Source organism: Cellulomonas fengjieae, from assembly GCF_018388465.1.
Lineage (GTDB): Bacteria > Actinomycetota > Actinomycetes > Actinomycetales > Cellulomonadaceae > Cellulomonas > Cellulomonas fengjieae.
Window position 1 is genome coordinate 3,317,294 of record NZ_CP074404.1, and the last position, 12,833, is coordinate 3,330,126.

Annotated in this window: 9 protein-coding genes; 4 read left to right on the plus strand and 5 right to left on the minus strand. The window is 71.6% G+C overall.

The features are described from left to right. Positions 1-12: 12 nt before the first annotated feature. Together KG102_RS15330 and KG102_RS15335 are read right to left on the minus strand one after the other, a co-directional pair. Entirely contained in the window at positions 13-1,137 is a 1,125-nt protein-coding gene (locus KG102_RS15330) for a Gfo/Idh/MocA family protein (protein WP_249667352.1), read from the minus strand. Further along, a complete protein-coding gene (locus tag KG102_RS15335) occupies positions 1,128-3,071 on the minus strand; it encodes a DUF6807 family protein (RefSeq protein WP_208288186.1) in 1,944 nt (647 codons plus the stop codon). Before KG102_RS15335 ends, KG102_RS15330 begins: the two co-directional genes overlap by 10 nt. A gap of 167 nt (positions 3,072-3,238) precedes the next feature. Here KG102_RS15335 and KG102_RS15340 point away from each other — a divergent pair, with 167 nt between their 5' ends. The 4 genes from KG102_RS15340 to KG102_RS15355 all read left to right on the plus strand — a co-directional run bounded on the left by KG102_RS15340 (position 3,239) and on the right by KG102_RS15355 (position 7,841). Continuing rightward, on the plus strand, positions 3,239-4,180 hold the full coding sequence (locus KG102_RS15340) for a carbohydrate ABC transporter permease (RefSeq protein WP_208212793.1): 942 nt from the start codon (positions 3,239-3,241) through the stop codon (positions 4,178-4,180). Then, on the plus strand, positions 4,173-5,093 hold the full coding sequence (locus KG102_RS15345) for a carbohydrate ABC transporter permease (RefSeq protein ID WP_208212794.1): 921 nt from the start codon (positions 4,173-4,175) through the stop codon (positions 5,091-5,093). Before KG102_RS15340 ends, KG102_RS15345 begins: the two co-directional genes overlap by 8 nt. 66 nt (positions 5,094-5,159) lie before the next feature. Continuing rightward, positions 5,160-6,467: an ABC transporter substrate-binding protein gene (locus tag KG102_RS15350; protein WP_208288185.1), complete on the plus strand. Its 1,308-nt coding sequence runs from the start codon at positions 5,160-5,162 to the stop codon at positions 6,465-6,467. A gap of 168 nt (positions 6,468-6,635) precedes the next feature. Then, the gene (locus KG102_RS15355; RefSeq protein WP_208212796.1) at positions 6,636-7,841 is read left to right on the plus strand and encodes a dolichyl-phosphate-mannose--protein mannosyltransferase; all 1,206 of its coding nucleotides are present in this window, start codon (positions 6,636-6,638) and stop codon (positions 7,839-7,841) included. Positions 7,842-7,847: 6 nt separating this feature from the next. On the opposite strand, the gene KG102_RS15360 is transcribed toward KG102_RS15355, so the two are convergent. From KG102_RS15360 to KG102_RS15370, 3 genes are all read right to left on the minus strand, one after another. Then, entirely contained in the window at positions 7,848-9,299 is a 1,452-nt protein-coding gene (locus KG102_RS15360; RefSeq protein WP_208212797.1) for a serine hydrolase domain-containing protein, read from the minus strand. Positions 9,300-9,376: 77 nt separating this feature from the next. Next, entirely contained in the window at positions 9,377-11,953 is a 2,577-nt protein-coding gene (locus KG102_RS15365) for an ATP-dependent Clp protease ATP-binding subunit (RefSeq protein WP_208212798.1), read from the minus strand. Between the two features lie 137 nt (positions 11,954-12,090). After that, positions 12,091-12,732 (minus strand): helix-turn-helix domain-containing protein, encoded by a 642-nt coding sequence (locus tag KG102_RS15370; protein ID WP_208288184.1) that lies wholly within the window; start codon positions 12,730-12,732, stop codon positions 12,091-12,093. Between the last annotated feature and the right edge of the window lie 101 nt (positions 12,733-12,833).

A 12,833-nucleotide genomic window follows, 5' to 3' on the forward strand; every position in this document is an offset into this window, starting at 1 on the left:
GAGCCCCCGTGCTCAGGGCCGGACGAAGGGCGCGCCGAGCTCCGTGAACGTCGCGCCCTCGTCCGCCACGCGCGCGCACCAGTGCTCGATGTCGGCGACGACCGGGTGCCGGTCGCCGCCCTCCCCGGCCCACTCCACCGACGCCTCCCGCACGGGCGTCGCGTCCGGCCCGGTCCGCACCGCCTCGAGCACCCGCAGGAACGCGCCGGTGTCCGCGACGGAGCACCGCAGGGCGACCGGGGCGTGCGCGCGCGCGGTGAGCAGCTGGGTCAGCAGGTCGACGCGCCCGCAGCGGATCCTGCGGGTGCCCCGCGCGGAGACGACCTCGATCTCGTCCGACTCGTAGAACAGGGTGGCGCTGCCCTGCGTGCCGCGCAGCGTGACGCGCGCGGGCGACCGGCGCGGGGCGCACAGGGTCAGACCGGCCGAGACGCGGATCCCCCCGCCGGTCTCGATCACCACGGCCGACGTGTCGTCCGCCTCGATGGGGTGCGCCCGGTGCAGGTCGAGGCGTACGTCGGTCACGTCCTGCACGGTGCGCGCACCGGCCAGCAGCAGCGCCGTCGCCACCGCGTGGGCGAGCGGGTTGGTGACCACCCCGTCCACCACCTCGACACCGTCGAGGGTGCGCCGGCCCGCCCAGCGAGCCCGGTCGAAGTAGGCCGCCGTCCGCACCCACGTACCGACGGCGCCGACGCCGGTGAGCTCTCCCAGCTCACCGGTCGCGACGATCCGTGCGACCTCGTCGACCGCCCCGGAGCCGAACGTCTGGAAGCCGACCTGGCACAGCCGGCCGGTCTGCTCGACCACGTCCAGCAGCTCGGCGTGCTCGGCCAAGGATGCCGTCGTCGGCTTCTCCAGGAGCACGTCGCAGCCCGCACGCAGCGCGGCCGAGGCGAGCGGGAGGTGGGTGTGGATCGGCGTCGAGATGACGACGACGTCCGGGCGCGCCCGGGTCAGCAGGGAGTCGAGGTCCGGGTACCACGGGACGTCGCCGTCGGCGGGGCGCGGGTCGACGAGGGCCGTGAGCGTCGCCAGTCCCCGCTCCTGCAGGTCGAGCGCCCTGCGCACGTGCGACGCGCCGTGACCGTGGACACCGACCACCGCGACCGTCGGCGGCAGCACGGTCAGCCCCACGCCTGTGCGGCGAGCCTGCCCGCCTCGTCGGCGCCGAGCGCGCGGTCCACCACGACCGCCGCCAGCCCGACGTCGAGGCGGCCGCCCTCGGGCACGTCCACCACCCGGTCCCAGGCCAGCGCCGGCCCCGCGCCGACGTACTCCGCGACGCGCGCGAACCAGGGGCGCAGCTGGGCGGGCGGCTGGACGAGCAGGACCGTGGTCGTCGCGACCTCCCGGCGCTGCACGAACGCGAGCCACGGTGACCGGCTGCCGTGCACGGCCTCCTCGCCGACCAGCCCCTCGCCCAGCACGGTCGTCACGTCGGCCGACGGGAGTCGCCAGAAGATGCCGCCGTACCCGGCGCTCGGCCGGCCGTTGGTGCCGGGGCTCTCGATCCGCAGGGGGCCGTGGGCGGCGTGCAGCACGCTGGACCACCGCAGCGTCCACCCGCGCCCGTCCGGCAGCGGTGCGGCGTGCAGCCGGCGGTCCTCGGTCAGCAGCGGCCGGTCGCGCTCGTCGCGCCAGACGATCTCGTCGACGAGCGTCGCCCCGTCCTCCACCCGTCCGCCCTCGCTGATCTGCCGGCCGTGGTTGGGCAGCAGGGTCGGGCCCTCGTCGCGCAGGAACGTGCGGCCGCCCCAGTAGCTGGTGCCGTTGACCACCGGCACCGCCATGGAGACGCCGTAGTGGTGGCGGTGGTCCACGGGACTGGTCTCGGTCAGCGCGGTGCCCGCCGCCGAGTGCACCGGGTGCAGGTACGGCCGCGGCGCGTGCACCCGGGGCAGTCGCTCACCGGACTCGTACCGCGCGAGGGGCACGGGCTGGGAGTCCGTGGCGCCGCTCAGCAGGAAGGTCCCGTGGTCGTCGGCCCAGGTGGCGGAGGTGAGCGTGGGCACCGGCTCGACGGGGTCCGACGCCGCCCGGCGCCCCAGCCTCGCCGCGGGGGGCACCGGCCCGGTGCTGGCCCGCACGGCCAGGACGGGCGTGATCCGCGCGGGCGTCGGGTCCAGGGCCTCGCCGCCGACCAGCGAGCGCAGGTGCGACCACGCCTGCCGGCCGAGCTCGGCCTGCGGCACGGTGGCGGTCGTGAGCGACGGCGTCGCGAACCGCGCCAGCTCGATGTCGTCGAACCCCGTGATCGACACGTCGCCGGGCACCGCGACGCCGAGCTCGTTGAGGCGCGCGAGCAGCCCGAACGCCACCAGGTCGTTGTAGGCCACGACGGCGGTCGCCCGGGAGGCGAGCACGTCCTGGGCGGCGGCGTAGCCGGACTCGACCGAGGACCCGCCGGGCCGCTCGCTGAGCCGGACGTCCTCGCGCCGGGCGGCCGCGACGCGCAGCGCCTCGAGCCGGGCGCCGTGCGAGGCGCTGTCCGGCGGGCCGGCCAGGTACAGCAGGTGCCGGTGGCCCAGGCCCGTGAGGTGCTCGACGATCTGGTCGATGCCCGCGGCGTAGTCGATGGCGAGCGTCGGCGTGCTGCCGTCGGCGACCCGGTTGATGACGACCACGGGGCGGATCTCGGGCAGCAGGGCGCGCAGGGTCGCCTCCGGCATGCGCGGCGAGACCAGGACGAGCGCGTCGCAGCGCAGCCGGGCGTCGAGGGCGATGCGCTCCTCGTCGTCGGCGGTCTCCGCGGTGTCGGCGACCAGCACGCGGTAGCCCTCCTGCGCGGCGGCGGACGCGACGCCCCGCAGCACCTGCTGGAACATCGGGTTGGCCAGGTCGGGGACGACCACGGCGACCGTGTTGGTGCGCCCGAGCGACAGGCTCCGCGCGGTGTTGCTGGGCCGGTAGTGCAGCTGCTCGGCGACGTCCCGCACGCGGGCCGCGAGGTCGGGGTCCACCGTGGCGCGGCCGTTCATGACCCGGGACACCGTGGCCCGGGACACGCCCGCGGCGGTCGCGACCTCGGCGATGGTCGACGCGCTGCGCGTCCACCCGTTCTGCGTCACTGCAGCCTCCCGCGCTCACCCTCGAGCCGCCGACAGGGGTCGGCTCCGCGCCGAACATACACCACCGGAAACCGGTTCCCAACCTCTGTGCCGGGTGCTACGGTACCGACCGAGGAACCGGTTTCTCATCGGATCTCCACGGCGAACACAGTGAGGTGATCGACGACATGTCCGTAGTGACGGAGCTGCGCCGGACCGCCAAGGTCGCGAAGCCGGCGCCCTCGCGGCGCTCCCTGCGCAACGGCGACGGACGCGCCGCGGCGATCTTCCTGCTGCCGTGGTTCCTGGGGCTGGGCCTCATCACCATCGGCCCCATGGTCGCGTCCGGTTACCTGTCCTTCACGGACTACAACCTGCTGCAGCCGCCGCAGTGGACCGGCCTCGAGAACTACGCGCGCCTGTTCGAGGACCCGCGGCTGCTCAACTCACTGCGCGTCACGTTCACCTACGTGTTCACGGCGGTACCGCTTCAGCTGATCGCCGCGCTGGGGCTCGCGCTGATGCTCGACCGCGGGCTGAAGGGCCTCCCGTTCTACCGGTCGGTCCTCTACCTGCCCTCCCTGCTGGGCGGCTCCGTCGCGGTCGCCATCCTGTGGCGTCAGGTGTTCGGCGTCGACGGCCTGGTCAACTCGTTCCTCGGCCTGTTCGGCATCGAAGGGAAGGGCTGGGTCTCGGACCCCGAGACCGCGCTCAGCACCCTGGTGCTGCTGCACGTCTGGACGTTCGGCGCCCCGATGATCATCTTCCTCGCCGGCCTGCGGCAGATCCCGGAGATGTACTACGAGGCGGCCGCCATCGACGGCGCGGGCGTGCTGCGCAGGTTCCGCTCGATCACGCTGCCACTGCTCACGCCGATCATCTTCTTCAACTTGGTGCTCCAGGTGATCGGGGCGTTCCAGAGCTTCACGCAGGCCTTCGTCGTCTCCGGCGGGACCGGCGGGCCGGCCGACTCGACGATGTTCTACACGCTCTACCTGTACCAGAAGGGCTTCACGGCCTTCGACATGGGGTACGCCTCGGCCATGGCGTGGCTGCTGCTCCTCATCGTCGCGGCGATGACGCTGGTCAACTTCTTCGCCTCCAAGTTCTGGGTCTTCTACGATGACTGAGGTCCACGTGCGCGACACGCCCCCCACGACGCTGACGGCCCTCGCCGCCGAGGCTCGGCCGCTGCCGCACCGCCGCTCCCCCTGGCCCGACCGCCGCCGCTCGGCGCTCAAGCACCTGGGCCTCATCGCGCTCTGCGTCCTGATGCTCTACCCGCTGCTCTGGCTGCTGGTGAGCTCCTTCAAGCCCACCGAGCTGATCTTCCGGGACGTGTCACTGATCCCCACGGACATCGACCTGAGCAACTACTCCGAGGGCTGGAACGCGCTGCAGTACCCCTTCGGGCGGTACCTGCTGAACTCCGCGGTCATCGTGCTCGGCTCGCTGCTCGGGAACCTGGTGGCCTGCTCGATGGCGGCCTACGCGTTCGCCCGCCTGGAGTTCCGCGGCCGGCGGCTGTGGTTCGCGGTCATGCTCATGTCGATCATGCTGCCGATCCACGTGATCATCGTCCCGCAGTACATCCTGTTCGCGAAGCTGGACTGGATCAACACGTTCCTGCCGCTGATCGTGCCGAAGCTGCTGGCCACGGACGCCTTCTTCATCTTCCTCATGGTCCAGTTCTTCCGCGGCATCCCCCGCGAGCTGGACGAGGCCGCGCGCCTGGACGGCTGCGGGCACGGCCGCATCTACCTGCGGATCATGCTGCCGCTGTCGCTGCCCGCTCTGGCCACCACGGCGATCTTCACGTTCATCTGGACGTGGAACGACTTCTTCAGCCAGCTCATCTTCCTGGTCAGACCGGACATGTACACGGCGCCGGTCGCGCTGCGCACCTTCCTGGACTCGACGGGCGCCAGCTCGTGGGGCCCCATGTTCGCGATGTCGATCGTCTCCCTCATCCCCGTCTTCCTCGCGTTCCTCGTCGGCCAGAAGTACCTGGTCAAGGGGATCGCGACGACGGGCATCAAGTAGCACCACCGCACCAGATCCGCCGGCCTTGAGACAGCACACCGTCGTCCTCGTCACCCAAGGAGAACCATGCGCCCCCGTCCATCCCTCCGCGCAGGAGCTTTGCTGGCTGTCGCCGCGCTCGCGCTGACCGCCTGCGCCGGCTCGGCCGACGAGCCCGCCGCCTCGCCGACCTCCTCCGGCCCGCCCGAGCCCGTGGAGATCCGCTTCTCCTGGTGGGGCTCCGACACCCGCCACGAGCTGACCCAGCAGGTGCTGGACAAGTTCACGGAGAAGTACCCCCACATCACCGTGGTGCCCGACTACACCGACTGGAACAGCTACTTCGACAAGCTGGGCACGGCGGTCGCCGGCGGGGACGCCCCCGACGTGATCACGCAGGAGGAGCGGTTCCTCAACGAGTACGCGTCGCGCGGCGTGCTGGCCGACCTGAACGAGCTGGGCCTCGACACCTCGAAGGTCGACGAGGGCGTGCTGCAGTCGGGCACCATCGACGACGCGCTGTACGGCGTCGCGACCGGGGTGAACGCCTACGCGATCATCGCCGACCCGACGGCGTTCGAGGCGGCCGGCGTCGAGATGCCGGACGACTCCACCTGGACGTGGGACGACTACGTCGAGATCGCCGAGCAGATCTCGACGGCCACCGGCAAGTCCGTCTACGGCGCCCAGGACTACGGGTTCAACGAGCCCGGGTTCTCGATCTACGCCCGCCAGCGCGGTGAGGCCCTGTACACCGAGGACGGCGAGCTCGGGTACGACGACAAGACGATCGCGCAGTGGTGGCAGCACTCGCTCGACCTGCAGGCCAACGGCGGCCAGCCCGACGCCGCGACCACCGTCGAGGTCGACGCGGGTGGCCCCGAGCTGTCGCTGGTGGGCACGGGCAAGGGCGCCATGGCGTGGTTCTGGACCAACCAGCTGACCGCGATCACCAACGCGTCCGGCAAGGAGCTCAAGCTGCTCCGCGTCCCCGGCGAGACCGAGGAGGAGCGCACCGGCATGTACTTCAAGCCGGCCATGTACTACTCGATCTCGGCCAAGTCCGAGCACCCGGAGGAGGCCGCGCTGCTGGTCGACTTCCTGCTCAACGACCCGGTGGCGGGCGAGATCATCCTGTCCGACCGTGGCCTGCCCGCGAACACCGACGTCCGCGCCGCCGTCGAGGACAAGTTCTCGGCCACCGACAAGCAGGCCGCCGAGTTCCTGGCGGGCCTCGAGGCCGACATCGTCGACGGTCCCGCCGTCCCGCCGGTCGGTGCGGGCCAGGTCGCCGAGATCACGCGGCGCATCAACCAGGAGGTCCTGTTCGGCCGGATGACGCCGGCCGAGGCCGCCAAGCAGTTCCGGCTGGAGGTCGAGTCGGCCATCGGCTGACCCGCGCACCACGACGCGACGCCCGCGCCCCGCACCGAGGGGCGCGGGCGTTGCGCTGTCCACCGGTGCGGGAGCCCCGCGTATCTCGAGCCTGCTGTTTCGACTCCTTCGTGTCACCCTCGACGTGAGGGCGCCGCCCGGTGCGGCTCATCCGGGGAGAGGGACGTCATGTCGGAGCAGGTCCTCGCGCGAGGTGCGGTCGCGTTCGACCCGGCCACCCACGGGTTCGCGTTCCCCAACGCGTTCGTCAACGAGGTCCTGACCCTGCCCAACGGCGCGAAGATCACGACCGCGGGCCGCTGCGGCGGCATGGCGTACGCGGCGCTGGACTACTTCCTCGCCGGTCAGCCGGCGCCCGCGTGGCGCGCGGACCTGTGGGCGCCGGGGCGCGTCCCGCCCGACAGCCACTGGCTCGCGCAGCTGTTCACCCAACGCCTGCGCGACTCGTTCCTCACGGGCTCCGCCGCCAAGTTCGTCACGTGGTCCATGCACTCCGACGACGAGACCTGGGTGTTCAAGGGCGTCTCCCGCTGGACCAAGGAGGAGGAGCTCCCCCGGCTCATGGCGCTCATCGACCGAGGGCGGCCCGCGGTCCTCGGGCTCGTGGTCGCGCGGGGTCTCGGCGCCATCGGCGACAACCACCAGGTGGTCGCGTACGGCTACGAGCACGACCCGGCCTCGGGGCGCACCACGGTGCGGATCCACGACAGCAACACCCCGCGCAGGCCGGTGACCCTGACGTCGGACCGGGACCAGGGCGACTGGACGGCGTCCAACGGACGCCGCTGGCGCGGCTTCTTCGTGCAGGACTACACCCCCCGGCCACCGCGGGTGCCGACCGGGCACCCGCCGGGGGTCAAGGACGAGGTGCGCACCGGCGACACCGTGACGCTGTCGCACGTCTGGACCGGCCTGACGCTGCACTCCGACGACCAGCGCTACGCCCAGCCGGGCACCGACGGCGCCCAGCTGATCACGTGCGTCCCCGGTTCCGGCGACGACGCCCGCTGGCTGCTCGTCGGCGCCGACGTCCCCGACGGCACGGATCTGCGCAACGGCTCGGTGGTCCGCCTGCGGCACGTGTCCACCGGCCGCTGGCTGTCCAGCACCGCCGGGGTGCGCTCCCCGCTGTCCCGCCAGCAGCAGGTCGGTGCCTCGCCGTCGCCGGACGCCTCGGCGGACTGGCGCATCGAGGTCGTCGACGACCGTCCGTGGACCGCAGGTGCCCGCGTCCGGCTGGTGCACGTCGCGACCGACGCGGCCCTGCACTCGCACCGCGCGGCCGACCCGCGACTGACCGCGGGCCGGCAGGAGGTCACCGGCTACCCGGGCCGCGACGTCAACGACTGGTGGACGGTCCTCGAGCTGGGCTGAGCCGGCTCAGCCGATCCAGACGTCCTCGTCCTGCGAGACGGTGCCGGTCAACTGCGGCGCCGTCGTCGGCCCGAAGCTGACGTTGATCCCGCTGTCGACGGCGACCTGGTCCCCCGTCACGGTCGCGGTCGCCGTGACGACGAACGGGGACTCCACGAACCTCGCGGTGAGCACGTAGGTGTCCGGCGACGTCCAGGTGCCGCTGACCAGCATGTCTTCGGGGTCGGGACGCCGCAGCGTCGTGCGCGTGAGCACCGGCTCGGCGTGCCCGACGGAGAGGATCACCGTCCCCTCCTCCTGGTCGACGGTCAGCCGGTCATGGCCGTCCCCGGTCTCGAGCACCGCGTTGCGGATCCCGAGCGTGTTGGGCTCGAAGCTGATCGTCCGGCCGTCCAGCCGCGTCCCGGTCGGCGAGGTCGGCGCGCCGTGCGGCGGGTCGAGCCGGAGCCCGGCGAGCCGCTCCGTGAGCAGCCGTCGTCCCTCGGGGTCGTCGGGGACCGGACCGTCGGACAGGCCCGGGAGCAGGTGCTCCCAGACCAGGGCGAGCTGCGCGTGCATGTCGGCGACGCCCGAGGTGATCGCCACGACCACGCCCTGGTCGGGGAGCACCACGCAGAACTGCCCGAAGGCGCCGTCCCCGCGATAGCTGCCGTGGCGCCCGCGCCAGAACTGGTACCCGTACCCCTGCGCCCAGTCGACGTCGGGGTTCGCGTCGTTGCGCACCTGGACCCGCGTCGCCTCGGCCACCCAGCCCTCGGGCAGGACCCGCTGCCCGTCCCAGACGCCGTCCTGCAGGTAGAGCTGGCCGAAGACCGCGACGTCCTCGGTGGTCGCCGACATCCCGCTGCCGCCCACGTCGACGCCGGTCGGCGACTGCTGCCACGTCGCGCCCTCGATGCCGAGCGGCGCGAACAGCCGCGGACCGAGGTAGTCGAGCAGCCGCAGTCCCGTGGCCTTCTGGACCAGCGCCGACAGGACGTAGGTCGCCGCCGTGTTGTAGGTGAAGAACGTGCCGGGCTCGTGCACGACCGGCTCCGCGAGGAACCCCTTGACCCAGGTCCCGGTCGCGAACAGCCGGTCCGTCGGGTCGTCCGGGTGCCCCGTGGTCATGGTGAGCAGGTCCCGGACCCGCATCCGGCGCAGGTTCGGACCCGGGTCCGCCGGCGCCTCGTCGGGGAAGTGGTCCAGGACCAGGTCGTCGACGGTGAGCAGGCCCTCGGCGACCGCGAACCCGACCGCGGTGGACGTGAAGCTCTTGCTCAGCGAGTAGAGCTCGTGCAGCCGGTCCGGCGCGAACGGTGCAGCCCATCCCTCCGCGACCACCGCGCCGTGCCGCAGCACCATCACGGAGTGCAGCTCGGGCCAGCCGACGAGCGCGTCGACCAGCCGCAGCAGCGCCCGCGGGTCGACCCCCTGCTCCTCGGGTGCGGAACGGGGAAGTCGTCGTTGTCCGGGCATGCGCCCACCCTGCCACCCCGCACCCACACGACGAACGCCCCGGTCCGCGAAGGACCGGGGCGTTCGTGTGGTGCGTGTCAGCTCACCTGGGGCAGGGTGCCCGTCCCGGAGTCGCTGACGACGGGCCCGGCAGCGGGCAGGTCGGTACCCGAACCCGGCGTGCCGTAGGCGCCGACCGGGACCGGCTCGGACGTGTACGCACCGCGCGGGACGCCACGGAACGTGAACTCCCCGAGCAGACCCTCGCCCTCGGCGTCCACGATCACCTTCTGGCCCGCCTTGAGCTCGCCGAACAGGATCTTCTCGGACAGTGCGTCCTCGATGTCCCGCTGGATCGCACGGCGCAGCGGCCGAGCACCCAGGACCGGGTCGTAACCCTTCTCCGACAGCAGCTTCTTGGCCGCGGGCGTGATCTCGATGTCCATGTCCTTGTCCCGCAGGCGCTTCGCCAGCTTGGCGACCATGAGGTCGACGATCTGGAAGATCTCCGGCTGGGACAGCTGCGGGAACACGACCACGTCGTCCACGCGGTTGAGGAACTCAGGCCGGAAGTGCTGCTTGAGCTCGTCGTTGACCTTGGACTTCATGCGCTCGTACGACGTCGACAGGTCCCCGCCGGCCTGGAAGCCGGTCATGAGGCCCTTGGCGATGTCCCGGGTGCCGAGGTTCGTGGTCATGATGATCACGGTGTTCTTGAAGTCGACCACGCGGCCCTGCGAGTCGGTCAGGCGACCGTCCTCGAGGATCTGCAGCAGCGAGTTGAAGATGTCCGCGTGGGCCTTCTCGACCTCGTCGAACAGGACCACCGAGAACGGCTTGCGCCGCACCTTCTCGGTCAGCTGACCACCCTCGTCGTACCCGACGTAGCCGGGGGGCGAGCCGAACAGCCGCGAGACGGTGTGCTTCTCGGAGAACTCCGACATGTCGAGCTGGATCAGCGCGTCCTCGTCCCCGAACAGGAACTCCGCGAGCGCCTTGGCCAGCTCGGTCTTCCCGACGCCCGTGGGCCCGGCGAAGATGAACGACCCACCGGGGCGCTTCGGGTCCTTGAGGCCCGCACGCGTACGACGGATGGCCTGCGAGAGCGCCTTGATGGCGGCGTCCTGGCCGACGACCCGCTTGTGCAGGTTCTCCTCCATGTGGAGCAGGCGGCTGGACTCCTCCTCGGTCAGCTTGAACACCGGGATGCCCGTGGCGATCGCCAGCACCTCGGCGATGAGCTCCTCGTCCACCTCGGAGACCGCGTCGAGGTCGCCGGACTTCCAGGCCTTCTCCTTCTCCACGCGCTTGAGGCCGAGCTGCTTCTCGGCGTCGCGCAGACGGGCTGCCTTCTCGAAGTCCTGCTCGTCGATCGCCGACTCCTTGTCGCGGCGCGTCTCGGCGATCTGCTCGTCGAGCTCGCGCAGCTCCGGCGGAGCCGTCATGCGGCGGATGCGCAGGCGCGCGCCGGCCTCGTCGACCAGGTCGATCGCCTTGTCCGGCAGGTAGCGGTCGTTGACGTACCGGTCCGCCAGCGTCGCGGCCGCCACCAGGGCGCCGTCCGTGATGGACACGCGGTGGTGCGCCTCGTACCGGTCGCGCAGGCCCTTGAGGATCTCGATCGCGTGCTGCAGGTTGGGCTCGGCCACCTGGATCGGCTGGAAGCGACGCTCCAGGGCCGGGTCCTTCTCGACGTACTTGCGGTACTCGTCGAGCGTGGTGGCACCGATGGTCTGCAGCTCGCCGCGCGCCAGCATCGGCTTGAGGATGCTCGCGGCGTCGATGGCGCCCTCGGCGGCGCCCGCCCCGACGAGCGTGTGGATCTCGTCGATGAACAGGATGATGTCGCCGCGCGTGCGGATCTCCTTGAGCACCTTCTTCAGGCGCTCCTCGAAGTCACCGCGGTAGCGGCTGCCGGCCACGAGCGCGCCCAGGTCCAGCGTGTAGAGCTGCTTGTCCTTGAGCGTCTCGGGCACGTCGCCGCGCACGATGTCCTGCGCGAGGCCCTCGACGACGGCGGTCTTGCCGACGCCGGGCTCCCCGATGAGGACCGGGTTGTTCTTGGTGCGGCGGGACAGCACCTGCATGACCCGCTCGATCTCCTTCTCGCGCCCGATCACCGGGTCGAGCTTGCCGTCGCGCGCAGCCTGCGTGAGGTTGCGGCCGAACTGGTCGAGGACGGCGCTGCCCGAGGGCTGCCCCTCCTGCGGACCGCCGGCGGCGACGGGCTCCTTGCCCTGGTAGCCGGAGACGAGCTGGATGACCTGCTGGCGCACGCGGTTCAGGTCCGCACCCAGCTTGTTGAGGACCTGGGCGGCGACGCCCTCGCCCTCGCGGATGAGGCCGAGCAGGATGTGCTCGGTCCCGATGTAGTTGTGGCCCAGCTGGAGCGCCTCGCGCAGCGAGAGCTCGAGCACCTTCTTGGCGCGCGGGGTGAAGGGGATGTGGCCCGACGGAGCCTGCTGGCCCTCGCCGATGATCTCCTGCACCTGGGCGCGGACGGCCTCGAGCGAGATGCCGAGCGACTCGAGGGCCTTGGCGGCGACGCCCTCACCCTCGTGGATCAGGCCCAGCAGGATGTGCTCCGTGCCGATGTAGTTGTGGTTGAGCATCCGTGCCTCTTCTTGGGCAAGGACGACCACGCGACGGGCTCGGTCCGTGAATCTCTCGAACATGTGCACTCCTCACGAGCTGCGTGCCGGCTCCCCCAGCTGGCGCACCAGGGGTCGACGGTCGGCGTTGTTCGATGCTAACGGCGGGGTGGTGCCAGTACTGCCTGTGTTCGCCGCAGGCGTGACGCGGGCCGCCCGGTTCAGGCGACCGGGTGCACGATCACCCAGGTCGCCACCGTGACGCCGTCCGACTGGTTGCTGAGCCTGTGCGGGGTGCCGCACGCGTAGGAGATCGTGTCGCCGGCCCGGACGACGACGCGCTCGTCGGGGAAGTCGATGGTCAGCTCGCCGTGCGTGACCGTGCCGATCTCGTACCCCACGTGGGTCAGCAGCTCGTTCTGCTCCGCGCCCGTGGAGCCCGGCGGATAGGTCGACTCGAAGAAGTCGACGTCGCGCGACGGCCCCGGGGACAGGCGCCGGAAGACCACGCCGCCGGCGAGGCGGACGACGTCGGCCTCGACCGCGCGGCGCACGACGTAGCCGTCGACGACGGACTGCCGCGCGACGACCGACGGCCCGCCGAACACGTCGACCAGCCCGGCGTCGAGCGCCGTCACCAGCGCGAAGAGGCGGTTCACGGAGGGCCGCAGGACGCCGCGCTCGATCTGGGACACCGCGCTGGCGGAGACGCCCACGCGCTCGCCGACCTCGCGCAGGGTCAGCCCGCGCTCCTCGCGCAGCTCGCGCAGGCGCGCGCCGAGCTGCTCGGAGTCGAAGGCGTCGAGCAGGGCGCCCGACTCGTCCACCGAGGTGGTCACCAGCGACTCCTCCCGCGGACTCACGAATGAAGTCCAAAGTTCACAGAGCGGAAACCGATCGCGGGTTGTGAAGTCATAGATTCACAACCGTTCAGCAATCGCTTCACCGTACGGGATGACAGACA

Coding starts and splice junctions, on each gene's coding strand:
- KG102_RS15355 (WP_208212796.1), top strand. CDS start 6,636: ATGTCGGAGCAGGTCCTCGCGCGAGGTGCGGTCGCGTTCGACCCGGCC.
- KG102_RS15360 (WP_208212797.1), bottom strand. CDS start 9,299: ATGCCCGGACAACGACGACTTCCCCGTTCCGCACCCGAGGAGCAGGGG.
- KG102_RS15365 (WP_208212798.1), bottom strand. CDS start 11,953: ATGTTCGAGAGATTCACGGACCGAGCCCGTCGCGTGGTCGTCCTTGCC.
- KG102_RS15350 (WP_208288185.1), top strand. CDS start 5,160: ATGCGCCCCCGTCCATCCCTCCGCGCAGGAGCTTTGCTGGCTGTCGCC.
- KG102_RS15340 (WP_208212793.1), top strand. CDS start 3,239: ATGTCCGTAGTGACGGAGCTGCGCCGGACCGCCAAGGTCGCGAAGCCG.
- KG102_RS15345 (WP_208212794.1), top strand. CDS start 4,173: ATGACTGAGGTCCACGTGCGCGACACGCCCCCCACGACGCTGACGGCC.